At 51.9% G+C, this 26,004-nt stretch carries 23 protein-coding genes and 1 tRNA gene; 2 read left to right on the top strand and 22 right to left on the bottom strand.

The window, feature by feature from the left end; translation table 11 throughout:
• Nucleotides 1-27 precede the first annotated feature (27 nt).
• The 18 genes from J2T14_RS16880 to J2T14_RS16795 form a co-directional block, all read right to left on the bottom strand.
• The gene (locus J2T14_RS16880) at nucleotides 28-840 is read right to left on the bottom strand and encodes a cytochrome C assembly family protein (protein WP_307472556.1); all 813 of its coding nucleotides are present in this window, start codon (nucleotides 838-840) and stop codon (nucleotides 28-30) included.
• A gap of 46 nt (nucleotides 841-886) precedes the next feature.
• Nucleotides 887-2,269, bottom strand: coding sequence for a glutamyl-tRNA reductase (hemA, locus tag J2T14_RS16875; RefSeq protein ID WP_307200294.1), 1,383 nt, complete (start codon nucleotides 2,267-2,269; stop codon nucleotides 887-889).
• A gap of 196 nt (nucleotides 2,270-2,465) precedes the next feature.
• Nucleotides 2,466-2,864, bottom strand: a complete 399-nt coding sequence (gene speD / locus J2T14_RS16870) for an adenosylmethionine decarboxylase (protein WP_307200296.1) — start codon at nucleotides 2,862-2,864, stop codon at nucleotides 2,466-2,468.
• A gap of 272 nt (nucleotides 2,865-3,136) precedes the next feature.
• Nucleotides 3,137-3,820, bottom strand: coding sequence for a YjgB family protein (locus J2T14_RS16865; protein WP_307472554.1), 684 nt, complete (start codon nucleotides 3,818-3,820; stop codon nucleotides 3,137-3,139).
• Between the two features lie 258 nt (nucleotides 3,821-4,078).
• Nucleotides 4,079-4,669: a non-ribosomal peptide synthetase module gene (locus J2T14_RS16860; RefSeq protein ID WP_307200300.1), complete on the bottom strand. Its 591-nt coding sequence runs from the start codon at nucleotides 4,667-4,669 to the stop codon at nucleotides 4,079-4,081.
• A 237-nt stretch (nucleotides 4,670-4,906) separates the two neighbouring features.
• The gene (yihA, locus tag J2T14_RS16855) at nucleotides 4,907-5,494 is read right to left on the bottom strand and encodes a ribosome biogenesis GTP-binding protein YihA/YsxC (RefSeq protein ID WP_307200302.1); all 588 of its coding nucleotides are present in this window, start codon (nucleotides 5,492-5,494) and stop codon (nucleotides 4,907-4,909) included.
• The gene (gene lon, locus J2T14_RS16850) at nucleotides 5,491-7,854 is read right to left on the bottom strand and encodes an endopeptidase La (protein WP_307472552.1); all 2,364 of its coding nucleotides are present in this window, start codon (nucleotides 7,852-7,854) and stop codon (nucleotides 5,491-5,493) included. The genes yihA and lon overlap by 4 nt, the downstream gene beginning before the upstream one ends.
• Nucleotides 7,855-7,953: 99 nt before the next feature.
• On the bottom strand, nucleotides 7,954-9,657 hold the full coding sequence (lonB, locus tag J2T14_RS16845; RefSeq protein WP_307472550.1) for an ATP-dependent protease LonB: 1,704 nt from the start codon (nucleotides 9,655-9,657) through the stop codon (nucleotides 7,954-7,956).
• Nucleotides 9,658-9,785: 128 nt separating this feature from the next.
• Complete coding sequence (locus J2T14_RS16840; RefSeq protein ID WP_307472548.1) at nucleotides 9,786-10,028, bottom strand: hypothetical protein; 243 nt, start codon at nucleotides 10,026-10,028, stop codon at nucleotides 9,786-9,788.
• A gap of 35 nt (nucleotides 10,029-10,063) precedes the next feature.
• A complete protein-coding gene (locus J2T14_RS16835; protein WP_307472546.1) occupies nucleotides 10,064-11,290 on the bottom strand; it encodes a Ger(x)C family spore germination protein in 1,227 nt (408 codons plus the stop codon).
• On the bottom strand, nucleotides 11,287-12,402 hold the full coding sequence (locus tag J2T14_RS16830) for a GerAB/ArcD/ProY family transporter (protein ID WP_307472544.1): 1,116 nt from the start codon (nucleotides 12,400-12,402) through the stop codon (nucleotides 11,287-11,289). The genes J2T14_RS16835 and J2T14_RS16830 overlap by 4 nt, the downstream gene beginning before the upstream one ends.
• The gene (locus J2T14_RS16825) at nucleotides 12,399-13,979 is read right to left on the bottom strand and encodes a spore germination protein (RefSeq protein ID WP_373458161.1); all 1,581 of its coding nucleotides are present in this window, start codon (nucleotides 13,977-13,979) and stop codon (nucleotides 12,399-12,401) included. The genes J2T14_RS16830 and J2T14_RS16825 overlap by 4 nt, the downstream gene beginning before the upstream one ends.
• Nucleotides 13,957-15,072, bottom strand: coding sequence for a GerAB/ArcD/ProY family transporter (locus tag J2T14_RS16820; RefSeq protein WP_307472539.1), 1,116 nt, complete (start codon nucleotides 15,070-15,072; stop codon nucleotides 13,957-13,959). Before J2T14_RS16820 ends, J2T14_RS16825 begins: the two co-directional genes overlap by 23 nt.
• A 147-nt stretch (nucleotides 15,073-15,219) precedes the next feature.
• A complete protein-coding gene (gene ispG / locus J2T14_RS16815; RefSeq protein WP_307200319.1) occupies nucleotides 15,220-16,329 on the bottom strand; it encodes a flavodoxin-dependent (E)-4-hydroxy-3-methylbut-2-enyl-diphosphate synthase in 1,110 nt (369 codons plus the stop codon).
• 132 nt (nucleotides 16,330-16,461) lie between these two features.
• Nucleotides 16,462-17,718: an ATP-dependent protease ATP-binding subunit ClpX gene (gene clpX, locus J2T14_RS16810; RefSeq protein ID WP_307200321.1), complete on the bottom strand. Its 1,257-nt coding sequence runs from the start codon at nucleotides 17,716-17,718 to the stop codon at nucleotides 16,462-16,464.
• 24 nt (nucleotides 17,719-17,742) lie between these two features.
• A complete protein-coding gene (clpP, locus tag J2T14_RS16805) occupies nucleotides 17,743-18,330 on the bottom strand; it encodes an ATP-dependent Clp endopeptidase proteolytic subunit ClpP (protein ID WP_307200323.1) in 588 nt (195 codons plus the stop codon).
• Nucleotides 18,331-18,557: 227 nt separating this feature from the next.
• Nucleotides 18,558-19,847, bottom strand: a complete 1,290-nt coding sequence (tig, locus tag J2T14_RS16800) for a trigger factor (RefSeq protein ID WP_307472536.1) — start codon at nucleotides 19,845-19,847, stop codon at nucleotides 18,558-18,560.
• A gap of 88 nt (nucleotides 19,848-19,935) precedes the next feature.
• Nucleotides 19,936-20,931, bottom strand: a complete 996-nt coding sequence (locus tag J2T14_RS16795; protein WP_307472534.1) for a hypothetical protein — start codon at nucleotides 20,929-20,931, stop codon at nucleotides 19,936-19,938.
• A gap of 149 nt (nucleotides 20,932-21,080) precedes the next feature.
• Here J2T14_RS16795 and J2T14_RS16790 point away from each other — a divergent pair.
• Nucleotides 21,081-21,157: transfer RNA gene (locus J2T14_RS16790), tRNA-Arg, on the top strand.
• A 68-nt stretch (nucleotides 21,158-21,225) separates the two neighbouring features.
• Here the strand turns inward: J2T14_RS16790 and J2T14_RS16785 are convergent.
• On the bottom strand, nucleotides 21,226-21,384 hold the full coding sequence (locus J2T14_RS16785) for an aspartyl-phosphate phosphatase Spo0E family protein (RefSeq protein ID WP_307472532.1): 159 nt from the start codon (nucleotides 21,382-21,384) through the stop codon (nucleotides 21,226-21,228).
• A gap of 232 nt (nucleotides 21,385-21,616) precedes the next feature.
• Nucleotides 21,617-21,949: a hypothetical protein gene (locus J2T14_RS16780; protein ID WP_307472530.1), complete on the bottom strand. Its 333-nt coding sequence runs from the start codon at nucleotides 21,947-21,949 to the stop codon at nucleotides 21,617-21,619.
• A 150-nt stretch (nucleotides 21,950-22,099) separates the two neighbouring features.
• Here J2T14_RS16780 and asnB point away from each other — a divergent pair, with 150 nt between their 5' ends.
• Nucleotides 22,100-23,944, top strand: a complete 1,845-nt coding sequence (asnB, locus tag J2T14_RS16775) for an asparagine synthase (glutamine-hydrolyzing) (RefSeq protein ID WP_307472528.1) — start codon at nucleotides 22,100-22,102, stop codon at nucleotides 23,942-23,944.
• Between the two features lie 93 nt (nucleotides 23,945-24,037).
• Here the strand turns inward: asnB and rdgB are convergent, their stop codons facing one another.
• Both rdgB and rph read right to left on the bottom strand, forming a co-directional pair.
• Complete coding sequence (gene rdgB, locus J2T14_RS16770; RefSeq protein ID WP_307472526.1) at nucleotides 24,038-24,697, bottom strand: RdgB/HAM1 family non-canonical purine NTP pyrophosphatase; 660 nt, start codon at nucleotides 24,695-24,697, stop codon at nucleotides 24,038-24,040.
• A 6-nt stretch (nucleotides 24,698-24,703) separates the two neighbouring features.
• On the bottom strand, nucleotides 24,704-25,441 hold the full coding sequence (gene rph, locus J2T14_RS16765; RefSeq protein ID WP_307200338.1) for a ribonuclease PH: 738 nt from the start codon (nucleotides 25,439-25,441) through the stop codon (nucleotides 24,704-24,706).
• Nucleotides 25,442-26,004: the final 563 nt, after the last annotated feature.

Below are 26,004 nucleotides of genomic sequence, written 5' to 3'. Positions count from 1 at the left end.
CCATAGGATTGACCGAAATGATCATCATTAATGAAACCTTGATACGTAATTGGAGAGCAAATTTATTAAAAGCATCATGAATGAAGCGATATAAAGCCATGCCATTTGCGGACCCGGACGCCCCTGCGCCGCCCGTTGATAGACGAACGCAATGAACATGGCGAGCGTTGCGACCGAGGTCAGCACCTTCAGATCGAGCAGCAGTGCGGCGCGTCCTTCTACTATGAGCGATACGGCGGCAATCGCGACCGACATCGCCAGGAGCGGTACGCCGACAATGACGGCACGATCCATATATCTCTCCATCATTTCCAGGCTTGGCAGCCGCCGTACCGACTTTGTCCACTGTTTGCTCTTCAAGCGACTGTGCAGGAACAAATACATGCCGGCGAACAGCGCCCCGATTGTCAACACCGCATATGCGCATAATACGAGGCTGATATGAACGTAGAGCAGTTCTCTTGTCGTCTTCCACAGCTCCGGAGACTGCCCGCTGTTGGTACTGCTGTACAGATTAAGCGCGAGCACGGCGAACCCGATGACGTTAACGAAGAAGACGATATAGTCGATTTTGAAAAACCGGCTAATGACCAGCGACACGGTGACGAGCAGCCAGGAAAACCAGAGCCAATATTCGAAAGTAGATACCGGAGTCAGCTGAAAATGCGATACGGTTCTTACCGTGACATATGTAGTCTGCAAAACCCAAACAAAAATAAGCAGCCCTGCACCTATCCGCTTCGCTTTCCGGCTCGCATTAATGAAGTCGGAGAAGTAAAACAGAAGGCTCAGGGCGTAAACATAAAGTATCGCATCGTATAGCAAAGTTTGCGTGAACATAGCGCCTCCACATTGCGGCCCTTAAATGAATTTCGCGGGCATCCCTTTACTGAACAGCAGGTGCCAGCGCCGCGGCAGGTGCATGGTCTTGTACGTTTTTGTGTTGTGTTGCAGTCACAGGCTCGGATGCCGCTTGAAGCTCTGCTTGCCGCGTTTTTGCCATTTCTTCCTCAAGCGCGAACAGCTTGACGAACATGTCCATTGCTTCGTCGGCCCGTTTCTCGCCTGCCATTTCCTTAATGCGCAGAATCGGATCCTGCATCATCTGATTGACGATGCTTTTCGTCAGCTTGCGAATTACTTTTAGCTCATGCTCATCGAGACCGGGCAGCTTGTTCTCCAAGCTGGTCATCGTCTCTTCGTGAATGTCGGCCGCCTTCGTCTGCAAAGCACGGATTAGCGGCACGACGCCGAGCGTCTTGTACCATTGCTCGAATAGCCCGATTTCTTCGGCGATCATCGTTTCGATCTTGGCTGCTTCAATGCGGCGCTGCTCCAAATTACTCTCCACGATGCCCTCCAAATCGTCAATGTCATACAGAAATACGTTGTCAACCGCCGCGATCGACGGCTCAAGATCCCGCGGAACGGCAATGTCGATCATGAACAGCGGCTTCGACTTCCTGCGCTTCATCGCTTCAGCCACCTGGCCCCGGGTAAGCACATAGTTCTCCGCGCCTGTCGAGCTGATGACGATATCCGCTTCATGCAGCCGCTGCGCCGCTTCCTCCATAGAGTAGGCGATGCCGTTGAACTTGTCTGCCAATTGAACGGCCCGTTCATACGTCCGGTTAACGACAATGACGCGCTCCGCTCCGTTCGCGTACAGATGCTTCGCCGTCAGCTCGCCCGTCTCGCCCGCGCCAAGCACCATGACCGTCTTCTTATGGAATTGGCCGAAAATCCGCTTGCCAAGCTCCACCGCTGCATAACTGACGGAAACGGCCGATTCGCCGATCGTCGTCTCCGTATGTGCCCGCTTCGCCATCGTAAGTGCTTGCTTGAACAGGTTGTTGAACAGCGTTCCCGTCGTTTTAAGCTGCTGCGCTAGCAGGAAGGCGTTCTTCACTTGACCCAGGATTTGCGTCTCGCCGATAATCATCGAATCGAGCCCGCTCGTCACTCGGAACAAATGCTCGATCGCTTTGTCGTCCTCGTACATATATAAATGGTTCGTGAACTGCTGTCTCGGCAGATTGAACCATTTCTCCATAAAGCTGCGAATATAATGACCGCATAGATGATGCCTGTCAACGACTGCATACATTTCCGTACGATTGCAGGTTGCTACAATGACACACTCCATGATGCTCTTCGTTTGAATGAGCTGTTTAAGCGCGCCCGGCAATTCCCGTTCCGCGAATGCGAATCTCTCTCTCACTTCAACTGGAGCCGTTCGATAATTGAGTCCTACTGCTATAATGTGCATGCGCGATCACCTGCCTCCTTCACTTGTCCGTCATAACCATGATGTTAACGTTTATTATAGCATAGTTCGACTTTCAGAAAATGTTCATTTATGAATAATGTTTGAAAAACTCATACCCATTATTCCCTTTTCATGCAAAGAAATAACCATGGATGTGATCCATGGTTATCTCGATATGCCGATCGGCCCAAAGCTCTTAGACAAGCTCGATTTGTTTCATTTTTGGTTCTTCGACTTGCAACTCGCCCATACCGCGCACAAGCTTCTTAGCGTAAGCGGACTTCGGCTTAAGCACTGCGAGCATGTAGTCGATCGCAAGCTGTGGGTCAACAGTTTCACCGCAGGTATAGCAGTCCAGCGCGGCAAATCCTCTCTCAGGATACGTATGAATCGAGAGATGACTCTCCGACAGCAACACGAGTACGGTTGCGCCTTGAGGATCGAATTGTTTCGCTTGCACCGATAATACAGTAGCACCACAAGCTTCGGCAGCCTCCACCATGTGGTTTTGCAAAAATTCAGCGCTGTTTAGCAGATCGAAGTCTACACCCCAAGTATCAACAGCAACGTGTCTTCCGAAAGTTGAATATTCCATCTTTCGGTTCCCCCTTCCTAGGAATAAAATGTTTGAAAAATTTCATCCGCTAGGACCTACGTCATTCACTTCTCGAGGGATTAATCTCTCGCAACATAACCATGTCCTGAGTGAATCCTGGTTCCTATTATTTAACTGCAACAATGTTTTCAACGAAACTAAAAATAACATCTATCGGGGATAAATGCAACAGTTTTTTTCAAGCTGTCTATCTCCGCCAGCCCCGTTTTCAATGTATGACTGTCAGGCTTGTCGCGAAACAGGACTGCTTGTCAGCCAGCCATATTATTTTTTGCATCCTGCGGACTGAACACAGAGATATGATCGACGGTCCCGGACGTTTCTGCAATTACGAATTTAAGCCGGAACTGATCGTTTACTTCGTACGTGTAGATGCCGTCCGAATTGTTTTTCGTTTCTTCGTCGGCTTTGCCGAGAGCTTTCTCGATATCCTTCAAGGTGATCGCATTCAGCTCGGGTGCATAAGACCTGACATCGAATACCAGCATTCCTTTGTTGTATCCGGAGGCGATGCCTTTATCCTTGTACTCTGCATAAATCCCTTTACCCGCCGAAATCTGGCTGTCCGCTTCGCCCCACTTCTTCTCGATTTCATCAAAAAGCGCCTTATGGGCGGCATATTCGCAATCCGGCACTTTGCCCTCCTTGGCCAACTGGACGAGCGAGCCGACCGTTACCGCTGCCGCCTCGTCGTCTGACGGCTTATCGCCTTCGTCCCGACCGTTTGCTCCGTTCGGCGTCTCGGATGGCTCTATGCTCGGCACCGGGCTCGTCAAGCCGTCTGGGCTCGTCTGCCCGTCCGTTGAAGGGGCATTCGTTGCGATAGGATCAAGCCGATCGCCGTTTGCTCCGTTATTGCTGCAAGCCGATAACGCCAAAGCGACTGAAAAGGTGATGCCTGCCGCAAATTTCTTGAAATTTTTCGATGGGTTCATTTTAGGTTCCAACTCCTTGCGTGTAATCTTGCGTTGCACGGACAACAAGTCATCCGAGCTTGATATCCCCATCCGTCTGAAAACGGAGATATTAATGGGATTAGTTCCATCTATTTGATATACGTGGACGGAGAAAGCAGTAATAACGGGAGAAGTTCCAGTTATTCGCTCAATGCGTTTTGACGTAAATGGATTGGTCAGTCGTAGAAAAAAAAAGAAGCCGCGGAAGCGGCCTCCTACTCTTTTCTTATTTAAACATTAAGCTTCTAAAATAAACAGCTTCCTTGTCATTTCGGTCAAACGCTCGTCGATTCTGCCGATCTCGTCGGCATCCGTCGCTTGGTTGCGAAGGTCGAGCAACTCGTTAACCGCACCATGAATCAAGCTAATCTCACGCTCGATCAAGCGGCTGCGGAATACGCGTTCAAGCTGCTGAGCCGTATCCTTATATTCGAATACGACCCGCTCACCTGCAGCGGTCTGTTCCACAATGGTAATGACGGAACCATTCCTATAATGATAGATCATCGTATAATGACTGTAAATTCGGTTGACGATCGCGTTACCCCGGAAAGCGGAAACCGCTTTGCGCATGGCATTGGTCAGCCTTGGTCCAACAAGTCGGCAAGAAAGAACGCATACGTAATAGTCTTGATGACGCTCAAAGGTCAGTCGGACTTCTTCCCTCCCTGCTACGTCTTCGAGAACGAGCTCCTGATTGCCGCCTTCGAGCACACGCACCTGAAGGTGAATTTGCTGATCTTCGAACAATCGGATGAATCCCGCCATCTCCGTGGCCGTTAACTGCAGATTGGCATTTACATACTCTGTGGCTAGCCGCTTAGCCATAAAAATCTCCTCAATTCTTTGACTTGCCCGAATCGATCGACGCGTCACTCCGCGCGATTCATCGTTCACGTCGGTTCGTTTTGCTTAAGTATATTATACGTGATCCGATCATTTTATTCCTGCCGCCCGCACGCGATATTCTTGCATATTTCTGAAAAAAACGCAGGAATTCACGAGGAAAGCCGTATTTCTCCCTGTATCCTCTGCTTTAGAGGAGAAGTTGCTGCACTTGCTACCTTAAGTAGCAATCGTCCCCATAATAATGTCCCAGAGCTGCTCGCGGCCAAGCCCTGTTTCCGACGAAAATAATACGATGGAATCCCGTGGATCGACGCCAAGCGTTGTTTTAACAATTTTGATATGCTTGTCCCACTTCGACCTTGGAATCTTGTCCGCTTTCGTGCAGACGATGCAAGTCGGTATTTCATAATGCTTAAGCCAATCGTACATGAGCTGATCGTCCTTGGACGGCTCGTGGCGAATGTCGATAACGAGCAACTGCAGCTTAAGCTGCTTGCGGTCTCTAATATACGTCTCGATCATCGTGCCGAACTTCTCTCGCTGCGTCTTGGACACTTTCGCATAGCCATAACCCGGATAATCGACAAAATAAACCATATCATTCACGCGATAATAGTTAAGCTGCTGCGTCTTTCCCGGCTGCGAGCTCGTTCTTGCCAAGTTTTTGCGCATGATCAGCTTGTTGATGAGAGATGATTTCCCGACATTGGAACGCCCTGCCAGAGCAATCTCTGGCAAGGCGTCCTCCGGGTATTGGTGAGGCTGAACCGCGCTGATAATAAATTGTGCATCCATAATCTTCATAAAATCGATGTACCTGCTTTCTGTTCCGTTAGAACTGGAAGGAGCGCATGCTGCAGAACCTCATCCATATGAGCGACAGGAATAAATTGCAGATCATTGCGCACGCTATCGGGAATATCCCGCAAGTCCCGTTCATTGTCTTTTGGCAGCAGCACGGTTTTTATGCCCGCACGATGCGCCGCCAACGATTTTTCTTTCAAGCCGCCAATCGGCAGCACGCGTCCGCGGAGCGTAATCTCCCCCGTCATCGCCACTTCCTTGTTCACATAACGATTCGTGAGCGCCGAGATAAGCGCCGTCGCGATCGTAATGCCTGCTGATGGACCATCCTTCGGTATAGCTCCCTCCGGAATATGAATATGAATGTCGTTCTTCTCATGGAAGCCCGGATCGATGCCAAGCTCGATCGCTTTGGAGCGCGTATAGCTGAACGCCGCTTGTGCCGATTCCTTCATCACGTCGCCAAGCTTGCCTGTAAGCGTCAGCTTGCCGCTGCCCGGCATTACGGTAACCTCGATGACTAGCGTATCGCCTCCGACCTCCGTCCAAGCAAGTCCCGTCACCGCTCCGATCTGATTCTCGCTCTCCGCAAGACCGTATCGGAACTTCGAAGGTCCAAGCCACTCCTTTAGCTTCTCGCTTGTCACTTCAAGCGTCGCCGCATCCTCGTTCGAGACAAAGTACTTCGCTGCTTTGCGGCATACGGAGGCAATCTGCTGCTCCAGATTACGCACGCCGGATTCGCGGGTATAGTCGCGAACGAGCTGCAAAAGCGTATCCTCGGACACGATGAGCTGCTCTTCCGAGAGGCCATGCTCCCTCTTTTGCTTAGGCAGCAAGTACCGCGTTGCGATCTGAAGCTTCTCAAGCTCGGTGTAGCCCGGAATATAGAGCACCTCCATCCGGTCTAGCAATGGCCTTGGAATGTTGTGCATCGCATTCGCGGTCGTCACGAACATGACATTCGACAGGTCGAACGGCACCTCGATGAAGTGATCGCTGAAGTTGCTGTTCTGCTCCGGATCAAGCACCTCGAGAAGGGCAGAAGCCGGGTCGCCGCGGAAATCCATCGCCATCTTGTCGATTTCATCCAGCAGAAATACCGGATTCAGCGAGCCCGCCGTCTTCATCCCTTGAATAATACGTCCCGGCATTGCGCCTACATACGTCCGTCTGTGCCCGCGAATCTCGGCTTCGTCGCGTACGCCGCCGAGCGAGATACGAACGAACTTGCGTCCGAGCGACTTCGCGATCGATCTCGCAAGCGATGTTTTGCCGACGCCAGGCGGCCCTACGAGACATAGAATAGGTCCTTTGAGCTTCTTCACGAGCTGCTGTACGGCTAAGTACTCCAGCACCCGCTCCTTCGGTTTCTCAAGGCCGTAGTGGTCCTCGTTCAGCACTTCCTCGGCTTTGCTGATGCTGAGATCGTCGTCCGTCTGCTTATTCCAAGGCAACGACAACAGCCAATCGATATAATTGCGGATAACGCCGCCTTCGGCTGACGATGCAGGCATCTTCTCGAGCCGATCGATTTCCTTCTCGATCTTCTCCTTCACGGACTCGGGCACGCCCGAATCGGCAAGCTGGCTGCGCAAATCCTCGATTTCGCCGGCGCGGCCTTCCTTCTCGCCAAGCTCCTTCTGGATCGCCTTCATCTGCTCGCGCAAATAATATTCCTTCTGCGTCTTCTCCATTTGCTTCTTGACGCGCTGGTTAATCTTGCGCTCCAGCTCCAGTACCTCGCGCTCGTTGTTCAAAATATCGAGCAGCTTCTCCAGCCGCTCGCGTGCGTCGATGGTTTCCAGGATGTCCTGCTTATCCTTGATCTTAAGCGATAGATGGCTCGTGATTACATCCGCCAATCGTCCCGGCTCGTCAATATCGGACACTGCCGCATGCGTCTCCGGCGTTATCTTCTTCGACAACGAGATATAATGCTCGAATTGGCTAAGCACCGTACGCATAAGCGCGTCGACCTCCGGATCGTCCGTCTCCTGCTCCGGCAGCTCCTTCGCCGATACTTCGTAAAATTCGTCATTCGGCAAGTAATCCACAATTTCCGCACGGACAACGCCTTCGACCAGCACCCGGATCGTTCCGTTCGGCAGCTTCATCATTTGCCTTACTTTCGCAATCGTTCCGACCTTATATATATCTTCCTCCGTCGGCTCCTCAATGTTCACTTCGGATTGCGAGCAAAGCAAGATCATATTTTCCTCGACCATTGCCCTCTCCAGTGCCCGAACCGATTTGTCCCTGCCCACATCTAGGTGGAGAACCATGCTGGGGTAAACGAGTAGCCCCCGCAGCGGAAGCAGGGGCAGCCGACGACGACCTTTCGATTTATTAGGTCCCATTCCAGCACCTCCAATTGTTTACGTCTACCCTATATTACCACATCGCAAAGTAAAATCTAAATCAAATCGGTGTATCCTTGCCAGATGGCGTAAACCTTGTTATTCAGCGGAATCGGCTTGCAAATAAGGGACGCCGGACGCAATGAAGAGCTCTGTGCCGATCGGCGCATCCACGCTTTTCTCCGAAATCTTCGTCTCTGGAAATACGTAGCTGAATACTTCTTCGACGCGGTCGACGGGTATGACCTTCAGCCCATTCAGGTCTGCGAAGATCGCCTGCCAATTCTCGCGAGGAATAATCACCTTCTCGGCGCCTGCTTGGAAAGCTGCCTCGACCTTCGCCAGAACGCCGCCGACCGGCTTTACATTGCCGTGGATGCCAACCTCGCCAGTCATTGCCAGCTTGTTGTCGATCGGCAAGCCTTTGATGGCGGACGTAATTGCCGTAGCCATCGCGATGCCCGCAGACGGACCGTCAATCGGCGTTCCGCCCGGGAAGTTGATATGAAGGTCGAAGTCTTGCGGGTTAAGCCCAATACGGCGCAGTACGGTCAGCACGTTCTCGACCGAACCCTTCGCCATGCTCTTGCGGCGCAGCGTCCTGGAGCCGCCTCCGAGCTCCTCTTCTTCCACGACACCCGTTATCGTGAATTGGCCGCGTCCTGCGGCCGCCGGAATCGCGCTGACCTCGATTTCAAGCAGCGTCCCCATATTCGGGCCGTATACGGCAAGGCCGTTCACGAAGCCGATCTGCGGCGCAGCAGGCACTTTGCGGTCTGGGCGCGGAGGAATTTGGCTGCTGTTCACAACCCATTCGATATCGCCCGCGGCGATGCTGTCCCGTTTCTCCGATAACGCAACTCCCGCTGCAAGCTGAATAACGTTGACCGCTTCGCGGCCGTTTGTCGCATAACGCTTCACGACCTCAATCGCTTCCGGACAAGGAGCGAAACCGATCTTCTTAACCGCATTCTCTGCGACTAAAGCAATCTCGTCCGCCAACAGCGGACGGAAGAACACCTCCATGCAGCGCGAACGAATGGCAGGGGGAATTTCTTGCGGCGAACGCGTCGTCGCTCCGACCAGACGGAAGTCTGCCGGCAGCCCATTCTGGAATATATCGTGAATATAGACGGGAATGTTCGCATCCTCTGAATTGTAATAGGCGCTTTCGAGGAACACCTTGCGATCCTCTAGTACCTTTAACAGTTTATTCATTTGGATCGGGTGCAATTCGCCGATCTCGTCGATGAACAGAATACCCCCGTGCGCTTTCGTTACTGCGCCGGGCTTCGGCTGCGGAATACCGGCTACTCCCATCGCACCGGCGCCTTGATAGATCGGATCGTGAACCGAGCCTATCAACGGGTCGGCAATGCCTCGTTCGTCGAAGCGCGCCGTCGTTGCATCGATCTCGGTGAACTTCGCCTCCGGCAGGAAAGGCGAGCTCGGATTTTTTTTCGCTTCCTCCAACACGACGCGCGCGGCAGCCGTCTTCCCGACGCCCGGCGGTCCGTAGATAATGACATGCTGCGGGTTCGCGCTGCATAGCGCAGCCTTAAGAGCCCTTAATCCATCTCGCTGGCCAACGATATCCTGCATCGACTGCGGGCGCGTCTTCTCCGCGAGCGGCTTCGTAAGCGAAACCGACCGCAGCTTGCGCAGCTTATCCATTTCTTTGCGCGATTCCCGATCGACCGCAGAGCGGTTCGTCTTCTGATTGCGCAGCAAATTCCAAAAATACAAGCCGATAACGACGGCAAAAAACACTTGAATCAACATTAACACGACACTTAAACTCATTTATTCCCGCTCCTCTCATACCGCCTGTATCTCGCAGGCATCCGTATTATGTCAGTATTGCCTCTTGGCAAAAGGAATAATCGCATTCTCCAAAACTTCGGCACAAGTATTTCCGCTTGTCCGCATCATCATGTGATCCAGCCGGCACGCTGCAGCCATATGCCGAGCGGCTTAAATGCCGCGCTTATGATCGTAATTGGCGATATGACGTTCCATTTGTAGTTCTCCGCCGCGAACAGGTAGCCCGTCCAAATAACGCATGACGCATACACCATGTACTCGCGGACTAAACCTCGTTTGAGCAGCTTCCTTACTCCCATCCCTAACGCCACGATCAGCAGCGCCGCGCTTGCGGCTTCTTTCAACCCCATATTGGACCCGCTCCTTTTTATCTATTCGTATCCTCTTATTTCTTGCCCTCGCGCAGCTTGTCAACATTAAGCGACTGATTGCTAAGCCCAACATTGGAAAGCGTAACGCTGACTGCGGGTTCGATCTGAATACGAGCAAATTCCGCGTCCCAGTCCTTCTGCCAGTTCCGCCATTCCTTTCGGTATGTTCGATGCGCGAGGCCGGCGAACCCTACTGCATCCGCTTTAAGCTTCTGCAACGATTGCCACCCCGAAAGGATGCAGGACGCGATCTCTTTCTCGGCAGCTTTCTCTATCTGCTGGATCACATCCGTCTTGTACAAATCAAGCGACTTGCAATCGGATTGAACGAGCGTACCTTCGGCTTTTACCTCCAGCTTCACTTTCAAGTTGCCGTCGATCAATGACGGCCTCTGGTTCGTCGACGAACTTCCGATACTGATCGACGAATTGTTGCCGCTCCCGTCCGGGCAAGCTACCGTAACGAGGGACTTATTGATGGCATCCCTCATATATGCGACGCCGAGAGCATCCTTACGGGAGAGCCATCCGACCATTTTGTCCTTCTTAATAACGGCAGCCCTGCCGAGTCGCAGCTTGGATGGAAGCGTCGTATTCTCGAAGGCCGACAACGAAGAAGTTTCCTTGGTCCCCGACAAATAGATTTCGGGAAGCAAGGCGCTCGCTGAGTCGCTTGCTAGATTCATTGCCAGCTCGTACATCTTCACTTCCGGCAGCGCCGACGAATTTTCAGCCTCAATCGTATTGATCTCCCGTATGCCGTCGCCCGGAATTCTCTGAATTTGCATCATCTGCTCCAGTATTTTACGGGATTTGCCCGCCGTAACGAGGACATCGACTGTCTCCCTCGCATCCGGATTACGCAAGTACACCTCAAGTACAGGGTTCAAACCCCGACGTGCCGTTTCTTCGCTGATGACAATAACCCGGTTATGAGCAAAATAAAGCCTGCGCGGGCTCTCGTATACGCTATGCATATTTGCTTCCCGAATCGTTTTCCCCTTAGTCGAGTAGACGATGACGGGCGAACCCCCGCCGCCGCCCGTTATCCCGATACCGGAAGATATCGTGGATGGAATAACGACTTGGAACGAGACGATCCAATCATCGCCATCGCGGTCGATCGACGTCGCGGAAGTGATGGCAAGCTCGTTCAACTCTACCCTGCTCCAACAGCCCGTAAGCATGGTTCCGCTTAGGAGGAGGAACAATACGATTGATGTTGTCCGCCTTACTATCATGTAGCCGCCCCTCCTTGCACATCGTCCGATTTCTTCTTAAACAAGCGAAGTCCCCCCCATATAAGCAGAAATAACGCATAATTGTTCACCAGAAGGTAAGCGGACAGCGACGTGAATATGTATTCGATGAAATTGCTGTTTCTTGGCCATGAATAGATCGAAGAGGCACTTATGAATGCGGATACCGCGAGTGCGGTCAACGGACTTGTTTTTTTTCGAATACCAAAGATAAAGCTCAGCAGTTGAAAGAAGATGAACAAAAAAATGGAAACTTTCGCGAACATCGATGCCATCCATGCGGTCAGCAAGAAGACGTCTATCCGCTCCATGAACTTTCCGACCTCCACTATGCCAAGAGCCGCGAAGCTCGGATAGGAAAGAGCATTAACGATTTTCACGCCGAATACGGCAATAATCATAACGACCGTAACGAGAATCATTGAACCCGAGAGCAGCGTTGCCCACAAAGCTGCCCTCGCTGCTTGTATGTTCTTCTTGAAATAAGGCAGCAAGAACAATACCGCCGATATTTCCGATAACCAGCCGGCAGGTATAAGCACGGCAGACAAATGGCGCTCAGGGGGCATCTCGAAGATCGGCAGGAAGTTAGACCAATCGTAATAGGACCATAATAATAAAAAATTGAGTCCCATAAGCACGCAACCGAATAGCAGCACGATAAAGTGCATTCTCCCCATGGCCTCTATTCCTTGCCAAACGGCATAGACGGATACAAGGACGATGACGAGCGCGATTGCGAGTATAGGTGTAGTATTAAGCAACTGCTCATGCACGTAGTTCGTGAATTGCCTGACTACGCTGGTTGCCACCATGAAATAGTAACCGCACAGCATGATGGCGATAACCAACGCGACAGCCTTGCCGAATCTGGACTCCAGCCATTCCATCAAGGGCTTGCCATTGCTCAGCAGGCAGATTCTGCCGACGACATAAGCATATACGAGGCCTACAACCATGGAGAAGAGGACCGTCAACCAAGCATCCTGCTTCGTAACAGAGACGATATGGGCGGGCATTTGCAGCACGGCGCTTGGTGCGATTGTATTGACAAGAATTGCAAAGCCTTGAATCGTTGTAATACGCTGCTTCATTGGCCTTCTTCCTCCTCTCCCGACTTTCCTGATTGGCTCGATATCGCTTTCTTTTCCTGCTTGCCTTGCCTGCTGGTGCCCGGCTTGCCGAACAAAGCAGGCCGCTTGTTCATCGCCCACCAAGGCGCACGAACGAACACATCCTTTAGATTATTCTTTACGAGCGGGGAGATCGGCGTCAGGTACGGAACTCCGAAGGAGCGAAGCCCCGACAGATGGGTCAGCAAAACCATCAAACCGGCCATAATGCCGAATACGCCGAATGAGCCGGCCAATATCATCATCGCGAAGCGTATAAGTCTCGCCGATGTCCCCATATTGACTGCAGGAATAACGAAGCTTGCAATAGCCGTGAACGACACGACAATGACCATCGCCGCCGAGATAAGGCCCGCTTGCACGGCAGCCTGCCCGAGCACGAGCGCGCCTACGATCGATATCGCCGAACCGATGATGCGCGGCATTCGCACCCCCGCCTCGCGCAAGATTTCAAACGTTAGTTCCATAATCATCGCCTCGATAATAGCAGGGAAGGGAACGCCCTCTCTCTGTGCTGCGATACTAATGAGAAGCGGTGTTGGCAGCATTTCTTGATGGAACGTCGTAATCGCGATATAGAGCGACGGAAGCAGCATCGATGCGAAGAACGACACGAATCGGATCACTCTTAGGAAAGTCGCGATATCATAGCTTTGGTAATAATCTTCGCTCGATTGGAAGAACTTGAAGAATGTAACCGGCGCAAGCAAGGCGAAAGGAGACCCGTCCACAATGATCGCTACCTGTCCTTCCAGCAGCCCGGCGGCGATTGCATCGGGCCTTTCTGTATTCTGGAGAAGCGGAAACGGCGAATACTTCTTCTCATGAATGAACTCTTCGATATAACCGCTATCCAATATACTGTCAGTCTCGATTGCGTCAAGCCTGCGATGAACCTCATTAACCACTTTATCTTCGGAGATTCCTTTCATATATGCGACTGCAACCGTTGTCCGCGTCTGCTGGCCGATAATCTTGTATTCAATCCGCAGGTTAGGTGATTTAATTTTTGTCCGGAGAAGCGATATATTCGTCAGGATGCTCTCGGCGAAGCCTTCCTTCGGCCCTCTGACGACGGTTTGCGTGCTGGGCTCTTCTACGCCGCGCCTCTCGCCTCCGCCCGTATTTACCGCAAGCGCCCGGTCATAGCCGTCAAGCAAAACGACGGACAAGCCCTCCAGCATCGCAACATCGAGATCATACAACGTCTCCAGACTGCGTATGCCTCCCACGGCAAGCATGCGGTACAGCAGCGCTTGGAACGGATCCCCCTCTCTCGCCAAGCCGCTTTGCTCTCTGTACTCCGATAGCATGCTGTCCACGAGCAGGTTGACGCTTGCCTTATCCGTTATGCCTGCAATCGACAATACGGCGGCCTTGCTCTCTTGGAATAGGTGAAGTCGTCTTATAAGAATATCCGGCCCTGTGCCTAGCGTATCCTGAGCGTAGCGGATATTGTCCTCGATATCGCTCGATAGGCGATTCGCTTGCTCAGAACCTTGAGAGTCCGCTCCGTTATTCTGTTTCTTCATTGGCATGCACCTTTTCATTCCATCTTTTTTTGAAGAGCACGACGATCAACAGCAACAAAGGAAAGGCGATTTGAAAGATTGGAAAATGGTATTTCAGGTTTAGAGTAAAGCCAATCCTCACCTGCTCCATGTAGCTTTTGAATATATACGACGACCCAAAATAAATTCCGCCTCCGACGATCAGCACTGCATATTTCTGCCGAAGCTTAGTCATATAACGCAATGCGAGTACCGCGCCCATATAATACGCTGTCAGCTTGAAGTAAACGCCCGTGAACAGCAACAGCGCGACGAAGGGATCGATACGCTCCAATATTTTCGCGATTTCAATAAATGTCGTCAGTTGCATAAGCGGGATCGTAATAACCGGAGCCAGTTTCCCTAGTCCGGCCAATATGAGCAGATTCGTTGTTGTAATGAACAAGCCCGAGAACAGATAACATTTGATCGTTACGCGAATGATGTCATTGCCTTCTTGCTCTACGTATTTCCAGAACATCAGAAACAGGATCAGCTCTCCGAATGGGAACGAAATAAGCCCCGGGAATGCGGCCTTGAGGACCGACATCATCCCTTTATCCAGCACCGGAAGCAAGTTGTCGAACTGAAGCAAGTCCGCGAATGCAATAATGAGAAACAACATAACGTAGATCGCAATAACGATCGGCAATATGAATTCGGCCATGCGAAAAAAAACGTCAACCCCGCTCATGACGGTATAAGCCGCCATCGCACATATGATGAGCATGATCGCACTGACCGGCGTGTTCGGCAGCAGCAGTATGGACGTCAAGTCTCCGAACTCTCTGACGTTCCTTATCGATTTGTAACAGAAATAGATAACGTAACCCATCGACAGCAAGAAACCGGCCCATTTGCCAAAATGATCATTGATCAATTCGATCAAGTTGCTATTCGGCGCAATGCGGTAGATCATCAGATTCACGCCCCACAGCAGCGCAAGTCCGCCTAACATGCCGACGAACACGGCTAGCCAAGCGTCCTTGCCGGCATCGCTTGCCAGAAGAAACAATGACGAGCTGCCGATAAGAAATAATATGATCATCGATCCTAGCTGATTAAGGCTAATTCGCTCCAACTTGTTCCCGCCTTCTGCCACTGTCGTCGCTGCAACCCTTATTTTGCCACCACGTCTGGATATTATTCGCATAACGGATAAGCGCTACAAACAAAAAAAGCTCACCCACACGGCCAACGAGGCAGTGGGGTGAGCTTTATCTTCTATTTAGGCATGCGTATGATGCTTGCGTCCCGGAATTTCGCCGGTTGCTTCGAATACGCGTACGATTTCGTCGATTTCCTTCTTCAGCTCGTTCAGGAGCTCCGCTTCCGGTACTTTGCGTATCATTTCGCCGTAGCGGAACAGCATGCCTTCGCCGCGAGCGCCGGCGATGCCGATATCGGCTTCGCGAGCTTCGCCCGGGCCGTTAACCGCGCAGCCGAGCACCGATACTTTGATCGGTACTTTGATCTTCGCGATATAGTCCTCGACCTCGTTCGCGATCGAGAACAGGTCGATATCGAGACGTCCGCAGGTCGGACAGGAGACAAGCGTCGCCGCGTTCGTGATCAAGCCGAATGTCTTAAGCAGCTCGCGAGCAACCTTGACCTCTTCGACCGGATCGGCGCTCAAGCTGATCCGTACCGTGTTGCCGATGCCAAGTGCCAACAATGCGCCAATGCCAGCCGAGCTCTTGATCGTGCCCGTATGAAGCGTCCCAGCCTCGGTAATACCGAGATGCAGCGGATACTTGATCTTCTCTGCCGCCATCGTGTAGGCCGCAATGGCCATCGGCACATCCGATGCCTTAAGCGACACGATAATATCATGGAAGTCCAGCTCTTCCAGAATGCCGATATGGAACAATGCGCTCTCGACCATCGCTTCCGGCGTCGGGTAGCCGTACTTCTCTAGCAGATGGTTCTCAAGCGAGCCTGCGTTAACGCCGATCCGAATCGGTATACCGCGTTCCTTGCAGGCTTTAACAACCGCTTCTACTTTCTCGCGGCGGCCGATGTTGCCGGGATTAATGCGTACCTTGTCGACGCCGTTCTCGATCGCCGCAAGCGCCAAGCGGTAATCGAAGTGAATGTCAGCAACAAGCGGAATATGAATGCGCTTCTTGATCTCCTTGATCGCTTCAGCCGCTTCCTTATTATTGACGGTTACCCGGACAACCTGGCAGCCCGCTTCCTCCAGGCGCAGTATTTCAGCTACTGTCGCTTCCACATCGGCGGTCTTCGTCGTGCACATGCTTTGAATGATGACTTCGTTGCTGCCGCCGATCGTAAGATCGCCGACTTTCACCGCTACCGTATCTTGACGTTTGTACATCGTTTCAATCTCTCCCATGAACGTCAAAGTCCACCCCGCGGGCATGTGGCTGAAAAAAAAACCTCTGCTGCAGGGTGGAGACAATGACGGTAATCTATCTACTCTATATACGCATTGCTATCTCTAGAGAGCTTATGCGCTTTCTTCCTTCTTCTTGCCCTTCTTCGCCGTGAGTTCAGGCATCATCTTCTCTTGCACGGATTGCTCCGTAATCAGGCAGTTCTGCACGTCGTCGCGGGAAGGAACTTCATACATCACTTCGAGCATAATGCCCTCGATGATCGCACGCAAACCGCGGGCGCCGGTGTTGCGCTTAATCGCTTCCTTCGCGATTGCTTCAAGCGCGGCCGGTTCGAAGTCCAGCTTCACATTGTCCATCTCAAGCAGTTTCTGGTACTGCTTCACAAGCGCGTTCTTCGGTTCGGACAGAATCCGAACGAGTGCCGGCTCATCAAGCGGCTCCAAAGTCGAGATGACCGGCAGACGTCCTACAAACTCAGGAATAAGCCCGAATTTGAGCAAGTCTTCAGGCAATACCATCGACAGGTATTCGCCTGGTTTCAAATCCTTCGTCAATTCGCCGGAGGAGTTGAAGCCGATCACTTTCTTGCCGATACGGCGTTTGATCAATTGCTCCAAGCCGTCGAACGCGCCGCCGCAAATGAACAGAATGTTCGTCGTATCGATCTGAATGAACTCTTGATGAGGATGTTTGCGTCCGCCTTGAGGCGGAACGGATGCAACCGTACCTTCAAGAATCTTAAGCAAAGCTTGCTGCACGCCTTCGCCGGATACGTCGCGCGTAATGGACGGGTTCTCCGACTTGCGGGCTACTTTGTCAATTTCGTCGATATAGATAATGCCGCGTTCCGCTTTCTCAACGTCATAGTCGGCGGCTTGAATAAGCTTGAGCAAAATGTTCTCTACGTCCTCGCCTACATAACCAGCCTCCGTAAGCGAAGTCGCGTCCGCAATCGCGAACGGAACATTCAAAATTTTTGCCATCGTCTGTGCAAGAAGAGTCTTGCCTGAGCCAGTTGGGCCGAGAAGCAGGATATTGCTCTTCTGAAGCTCGACATCTTCGATCTTGCTGCCGGAGTTGATCCGCTTGTAGTGGTTGTATACCGCTACGGACAACGACTTCTTGGCGAACTCTTGACCGATAACATACGAATCAAGAATAGCGCGAATGTCTTTCGGCTTCGGAATGTCTTTCAAATCAAGTTCTTCCTCGTTGCCGAGCTCCTCTTCTACGATTTCCGTGCATAGCTCGATGCACTCGTCACATATATATACGCCGGGACCGGCTACCAGCTTGCGCACTTGATCCTGCGATTTGCCGCAGAAAGAACATTTCAACTGGCCTTTTTCGTCGTTGAATTTGAACATGGAATCACCCCTTCAATTAAATCGTTACAATACAGGCGAAGTAATGACTTTGTCAATCAGACCGTAAGCGAGTGCATCTTCCGCGCTCATGAAGTTATCGCGGTCGGTATCGCGGTCGATCTTGTCATAAGGCTGACCCGTACGTTCAACGTAAATTTGGTTAAGCTTCTGTTTCGTCTTCAGGATCCAGTCCGCGTGAATCTTAATATCGGACGCTTGACCGCGAACGCCGCCGAGCGGCTGATGAATCATGACTTCGGCATTAGGAAGCGCGAAGCGCTTGCCCTTCGCTCCCGCAGTAAGGAGCAGCGAGCCCATGCTGGCCGCCATGCCCATGCAGATTGTAGAAACTTCAGGCTTAATGTATTGCATCGTATCGTAAATACCCATGCCCGCGGTTACAGATCCGCCAGGAGAGTTAATGTACAGATGAATGTCTTTCTCCGGATCGTCGGCCGCCAGAAACAGCAGTTGTGCGATAACGGAGTTTGCAACGTCATCATCGATTGCGCTCCCAAGGAAAATGATGCGGTCCTTCAGCAAACGGGAGTAAATATCGTAAGAACGCTCCCCGCGATTTGTTTGTTCGACTACGACAGGTACCAGATTCATGCGACCAACCTCTTTTCGTTTATGGCTTTAAGTACTTCCTTATTGTATCACGTCATCGTAGTGATGTCATTTTTCCAATAATACAGTATACGATGGCGGCCTTTCGATATGTACGGAGATTAGCCTCCGAGTCAAGCACATTTTCATATGTAGGGTCAAAATAAGGCACGTATATTACGCGCCTTATCCTGAGTGATGCTTATGTTGTTATTACTTGAGTATGCGTATTAAACCGTTTTGCTGTTGTCGAGCAAGAACTTGATCGTTTTGCGAAGCAATACGTCCTCTTGCAGGTTCGCAATGTTGCCGTTGCGAGTGAAGATATCGCGCAGCTCTTCCGCCGGGCGGTTGTACGATTTGGACAATGTCTCAAGTTCGGCTGTCAGATCTTCTTCCGTAGCGGTGAAGCCTTCGGCTTTCGCGATAGCGTCAAGCACCAAGTTGTTGCGAACGCGTTTCTCGGCGTCGGAACGCATTTGCTCGCGCAGCGCGGATTCGTTCTGGCCGGAGAACTGGAAGTACAGATCCATGTTCATGCCTTGCATTTGAAGACGGTTTTCGAAGTCTTTGATCATGTAGTCCGTCTCGGTTACGATCATCGCTTCAGGAATTTCCACTTCCGCAGCAGCGGTAGCTTTGTCAACGACAGCTACTTCGCGAGCTTGCTCGGCTTCCTTCTCCTTGCGCTCCTTCAGTTTGCTGGATAGATCCGCTTTGTACTCGTCAAGCGTGTCGAACTCGCTGACGTCCTTCGCGAACTCATCGTCAAGCGCTGGAAGCGACTTGCGTTTGATCTCATGCAGCTTCACGGCGAATACCGCTGCTTTGCCTGCAAGGTTCTCAGCATGGTAGCTCTCAGGGAACGTTACGTTTACGTCCTTGTAATCGCCGATTTGCATGCCGACAACTTGTTCCTCGAAGCCAGGGATGAACGAGTTCGATCCAAGCTCAAGGGAATAGCGCTCTGCTTTGCCGCCTTCGAATGGAACGCCGTCAACGGAGCCGTCGAAGTCGATAACGGTAATATCGCCGTTCTCGGCAGCGCCTTCTTCGATAACCGACAGCTCGGCGTGGCGTTGTTGCAAACGCTCAAGCTCAGCCGCAATCTCTTCTTCCGTTACTTCGGCCGATGCCGCTTCGATTTCAAGGCCTTTGTATTCGCCAAGCGTTACTTCCGGCTTAACGATAACTTTCGCTTTGAATTTGAACGTTTGGCCTTTGGCGAATTGCTCAACATCAATCTCAGGACGGTCGACCGGCTGAAGATTGTTCTCGTTCACTGCAGCTGTGTAAGCGTCAGGAAGAAGAATGTCGATCGCATCCTGGTACAGGCTCTCCACGCCGAAACGGGATTCGAAAATGCCGCGCGGCACTTTGCCTTTACGGAATCCAGGTACGTTAACCTTTTGAACGACTTTCTTAAACGCTTGATCCAGCGCCGTTGCGACTTGCTCCGCTTCAACCTCAACGTCGATAGACACGATGTTCTTGTCTATTTTTTCCCAAGTTGCTTTCATTTTATGCCTTCCCCTCCAAAATTGCACGTACTTCGCTTATTTTCACGTTCCATAAACCATTCCATTATAAACAAGATGGACGAGCTTTTCAAGGCTGAGGTTCATCCTGCCCCGGCGGCTGTAATACAGCGACCTGCCTGAGCGCTCTGCAAGCTTGCTCATATTGGAATCTCAATGATTCGGTAATGCCGTATGTATCGCGTATATCGTCGTCATTCGCGGAACCGTATACAGTCAACAGCAGCGTAAGATGCAGCGCCGCGGCGAAGCAATCGACGGTTCCTTCATCATCCCTGAGCATCCACTTGTAAGCCGTCGTCCCGTACAGGAACTGAAGACTTTCCTTCCAGAGTTCTCTGGCAAAATGCGGCAGCGTCGGGTCATCCACCTCGGCTATCCGCTCGACACGCTCCAAAATTTGGATAACCTGACTCGGGAAGTCGTCCAGCGAGAGCGGCGTTTCCTCCATCTCAAGCTGTACTTGCTCGTCGAGCCTTTCCATTGTCAAAGACCCGGTCGCCCCCCGCTTCCGCAAGCATTGCAGCGCCTTGAATTGTACGACGGGATGCACTTGCTTCGTTACGAGCCAGTTTACAATCGTCGCGTCTACTTCTTCAGCCTCTATGTATGCCGCCCGCTCGAGCGCAAGCATTTGCTGGTCGATCATTGGATGATTCTGCATGATGTACAGCACTTGATTAATGTAAGTCTCATCCTGTTCGGGTGGACTCAACAGCTCTGCGCGAATCGTTTCCTCGCTTGGCTCCCGCTCGGGTGCCGATAGCGCATATCCCGTCCCGCCGTCCGCGCTTCCTCCTTCGGGAAAAGCCATATCGAGCCATGTGAGAAGACTGTTCCACTCCTCGTAATGGCGCTCATCCTCCCCTTGGCATTGCAGCAGGAAACGCAACAGTTCCTTGGCCTCCCCGTATTGCTCCGACTCAAGCATCCGGGTTAGATGAATTTGATAATGATCCAGCATGCTGGGGAACAAGTATACGTTGTCCTTGTTGTCGCCTTGTGGGTCAATGGGAGTTGTAATGCTAACACCGCCTTCGTTTACGCCGTCTCCTGCTACTCGCAAGCTTGCGTAAGATTATACCACGGTCTGCGGAAAGAAAAAAATAAAAGCTGCTTAAAGACCGTTCGAAAGGCGAAAACGACTGTTTTTTGATAAAATCCATAAAATGACTTGCAAAGATAATAGTGATTATGTTATATTATCTCTTGCGTGTCCCAGTAGCTCAGCTGGATAGAGCAACGCCCTTCTAAGGCGTCGGTCGGGAGTTCGAATCTCTTCTGGGACGCCATTCAAATTAACTATATATATGTTGCATTCAAAGCCTTTCCGCTGCATGCGGAGGGTTTTTTCTTGTTGTCATATGCCGCAATTGAAGTCGTTAAGAGCCTCATCCAGCTCTTGGCTTGCCTTAACGACCTGTGCCGAGGTCAGCGAGCCTGATTGCATGTAAAGCTCTACCATTCGCTTGCGCAAGCTTTCAATACGAACTTTGGCATCCGTTCTTTGTATCCTCATATGAACACTTCCTCCTACCTTATGAATAGATTACTGCTTCTCTATTCCCTATACTAAAGGAGAGTTGTTAGAAAAATTCCATGGAAGTTATTTGAAAAACAATCATTTTGGCGTTGTGCCGGCAAAAGTTTTTGGAAAGTGTTAGATGAATGCTTGAATTGAATCCCATCCATGGAAAAAAGGCCTGCCAGACCGTCTGCCGCAGCAGCTTGTCTAGCGAGCCCTATTCGACTTACCATAATTGCATCGATTCGATGTGACGCTTCGTCGTATCCGTTCCGCAATCGTACAATTGCTTATACACTCGCTGCAGCAAGCTGTCATATTCCGAATTGCGCTGCTCATCGCTTATCGCGTTGTACGGATTCGCCGCAAGCTCTCTCACGCCCCAGTTGTCCGCAGCCGCAAGCTCCTTGAACAGCTCATGCAGTCTGCTTATTTCCGCATCGTTCGCATTTATGACAAGCTCATAAGCCGCCGCTTCCGGGTCGGCTAATATTTGACCAGCTTGAACGGATACATAATACGGCTTTCGCCCCTCTTCATTGCGATCCTCATTCCGCATTTCGCATAGCCTCCTTCCTCGTTCCTCGCTTTGCTCAAGCTTTCGCAGCCACCTCTAGCTTCCCCTCATGGACAGACATTTTATGCCTATTTTCAGCATATAACTGTTATTATCGCTACTGGAGTCCAGCAATAGAGAGGAATGAGACGGATGTGTGGAATTACCGGCTGGATCGATTGGACCAGTGACCTGACCAAGGAAAGCATAAGCCTGGAGAAGATGACCGACACGTTAGCTCCCCGCGGCCCCGATGCATCGGGCACCTGGATCTCGGCGCATTGCGCTTTGGGACATCGGCGTCTGTCCGTCATCGATCCCGAGAACGGAGCTCAACCCATGATCCGCCATACCGGCGACGACAAATTCGTCGTCGTCTATAATGGCGAGTTGTACAATGCGCTTGAATTGCGCAAGGAACTGGAGAGCAGAGGAAGATCATTCACTACGCATTGCGATACCGAGGTTCTGCTCGTCGCTTATATGGAATGGGGAAAGGCGTGCTTGGAACGTTTCAACGGCATTTTCGCGTTTGCCATATGGGATGTAGCGCAGCAGGAGTTGTTTCTCGCGCGGGATAGACTCGGCGTGAAGCCGTTGTTCTATAGTACGCGTGACGGCTTGTTCATCTTCGGCTCGGAGCAGAAATGCATTCTCGCCCATCCGGCGGTGAAACCGGAGGTCGGCGCGGAAGGTTTGGCCGAAATCTTCATTCTAGGACCGGCACGAACCCCGGGCCATGGCGTATACAAGCAAATTAGCGAGCTGAAGCCCGGACATTGTATGGCTGTTACCCGCTCCGGCGTGAAGACGATCACGTATTGGAAGCTGGAAAGCAGCCCTCATCCGCAAAATGTCGACGAAACCGCGGAGCATGTCCGCGATTTGCTGAAAGACACAGTGGAACGACAGCTCGTTTCGGACGTGCCCGTCTGCACGCTATTGTCCGGCGGGCTCGATTCCAGCGCCCTCACGACGCTGGCCGTCCGCTACTACGACGCGAACGGGCAAGGCAACGTTCATACGTATTCGGTCGATTATACCGATAACGACAAGCACTTTCAGGCGCATGCGTTCCAGCCGAACTCCGATGCGCCATGGATCGCCAGAATGACGTCCCATCTCGGCACGATCCATCATCCGATTCAGTTCGATACGCCGGAGCTGATCGGCGCCTTGCAGGATGCGACCTTCGCCCGCGACCTTCCCGGCATGGCGGACGTCGACGCTTCGCTGCTCCTCTTCTGCCATGAGATCAAGAAAGGCGCTACCGTTGCCATTTCCGGCGAAGCGGCCGATGAAATATTCGGCGGCTACCCGTGGTTTCACCGCGAGGAGGCGCTTAGCTCGGGTACGTTCCCATGGTCGCTCGCTTCGGCGATGCGCGCCGATCTGCTAGCGCCCGATGTAGCGGCTTGGATGAAGCCGCTGGATTACATCGGCGACCGGTATGCGCAAGCTATCGCCGAAGTACCTCGCCTGGACGGCGAAGATGAGCAGACGCAGAAAATGCGAAGAATGTCCTACTTGAACATTACGCGCTTCATGCCGACGCTGCTCGACCGCAAAGACCGGATGAGCATGGCTGCGGGACTGGAAGTACGCGTTCCGTTCTGCGATCATCGTCTCGTCGAATACGTATGGAACATTCCTTGGGAGATTAAGACGTCGGGGGACAGGGAGAAGGGAATTTTGCGCAAGGCGCTGAAGGGCATATTGCCGGATGACGTGCTGACGCGCAAGAAGAGCCCTTATCCGAAGACGCATAACCCGAACTATCTAGCCGCGGTCAAGGGCTTGCTGCTTGATGTGCTCAATGATCCGTCGTCTCCGCTGCTCCCGCTCATCAATGTGAAGAAGGTTAGAGAATTAGCGGAGTCCGATGCCGCGAGTTCCAATATTCCATGGTTCGGCCAGCTGATGTCCGGCCCGCAATTGTTCGCTTATTTGTATCAAGTGAATTTATGGCTGAAGCAATATAAGGTTGTCATAGGCTGATAGAAAATGAAAAACCCCGATCGCATGCCTTGCTTCATCGCGAAGCCGGGCGTCCGACGGGGTTTTTCTTCTTCTCTTTTGCTCGCTGTTCGGTTATTGCTCCAATAAGGCGATAAGCTTCTTCAGAGCATCGCCGCGATGGCTGATCCGCTGTTTCTCTTCGGTCGACAGCTCGGCCATGCCGCGGCCAAGGCTTGTCAGCCAGAACAGCGGATCATAGCCAAAGCCGCCGCTGCCATGCGCCTTGTCCGTAATCCAGCCGTCAACGGTTCCTTCCGTCTCCAGAAACCCTCCGGTAGCCGGATCGTACAGAGCTAGCGCACAGACGAATTGCGCTCCGCTCAGCAGCTTCGAACCATCCGCCAGCGTTTCATTCGCCTGAATAGCGCCTTCGGTCTCCAGGCGAGACAGCTCGCGAAGCAGCTTCGCATTATTGTCGGCATCCTTCGCGCATTCGCCCGCATACCTCGCCGAATAGACGCCCGGCTCGCCGCCAAGCGCATGGACGCGCAAGCCCGAATCGTCGGCAAGCACGGGTACGCCGAGCGCATCCCCTGCTGTCTTCGCCTTAATGCGCGCATTGGACGCGAACGTCTCGCCATCCTCGATAATATCGGGGAAGTCCGCATGATCGAGCAGACTTGACGTTTGCTTGCCGAGCTTGCTCAGCGCATGCGCGAATTCTTTCACCTTGCCCGCGTTCTTGGTTGCCACGACGACAACATCGCTCGCAGCCAAAAAAGAATTGGCCATATGTAATTAACCTCCGATGCGTGCGGCGATGGGTCCGAGCACTTCCTTCTGCTTAACGATCAACTCGCCGATGCCCTCTTCTCCAAGCGCCAGAAGTTGATTAAGCTCCTCGCGGGTGAACGGGGATTCTTCGCCCGTGCCTTGCACCTCTACGAACTTGCCGCTTCCGGTCATCACGACGTTCATGTCGACCTTCGCCTTCGAGTCCTCTTCGTAATTCAGATCGAGCAGCGCACGCTCTTGAATGACGCCAACGCTGACCGATCCGAGAAAATCGGTAATCGGATACTTGTCGAACTTGGCGTTATCGGCCAGCTTATGGACTGCAATCGCGAGCGCAATGAATGCACCGGTAATGGATGTCGTCCTCGTCCCGCCATCCGCTTGAATAACGTCGCAATCGAGCGTAATCGTACGCTCGCCGAGCGCCTTCAAATCGACGACCGAACGCAAAGCGCGCCCAATAAGCCGTTGAATCTCCATCGTTCTGCCCGTCAGCTTGCCTTTTGCCGCTTCGCGCTGGTTGCGGGAATGCGTTGCGCGCGGAAGCATCGCGTATTCCGCCGTAATCCACCCCTTGCCTTGCCCCTTCATGAACGGAGGAACGCGTTCCTCGACGCTCGCCGTGCAAATAACTTTCGTGTCGCCGACCTCGATGAGCACCGAGCCCTCTGCGTGTTTGTTAATGCCTGTCGTTATCGTTACCGGCCGAAGCTGGTTTGTCTGACGTCCGTCTACTCTCATGCGTGTCTTCCTCCTGAACTACTCTCGAATTTCAACTCATTGGATACTTGCTGCAATCCTTCCTATTTTACCAAAGTGAAAGGTGAAAAGCACTCTTCCTTTTTCGCCCGGCTTTGCGGATATCGCTTCACGTACCGGAACAAACGGCTCCGAGGCCCTCCTTTAACCTGTCGTCAATGTCATTTGAGTGGAGTTCGTACATCCGAACCGCTTCAAAGGGCAAAGAAAAATCACGTTTGAATGGAAATCGTACAACCTTATAAGTCTGCAAGAAATCCAATCAAAACGCTTATTCTGAGCAATTTTGCCCATTTGGTTGGAAGAAATTCATTTAACTACATAGGAGATGAGGAAGGTCGGTAAACGCAAAGGGCTGTTTCCATCCTTCTGGCGGCGTGAAGCAATTGCTTCGATGTCCTGGAAATGCGTAACAGAGCCTATATACAAAAAAGGGGCTGTCCTAAAAGCCAATGGCTTAGGGACGACCCCTTTGTGCGTATAAAGCTTACCTCTGACTACTATGTTGGATTTTTGCAGTAACTTTGGGCGGAATGAGTGGTGAC

It is taken from the genome of Paenibacillus harenae, assembly GCF_030812415.1.
Taxonomy (GTDB): domain Bacteria; phylum Bacillota; class Bacilli; order Paenibacillales; family Paenibacillaceae; genus Pristimantibacillus; species Pristimantibacillus harenae_A.
The sequence above is the reverse complement of the archived record's forward strand: the minus strand, read 5'-3'. Positions and strand labels throughout refer to the sequence as shown.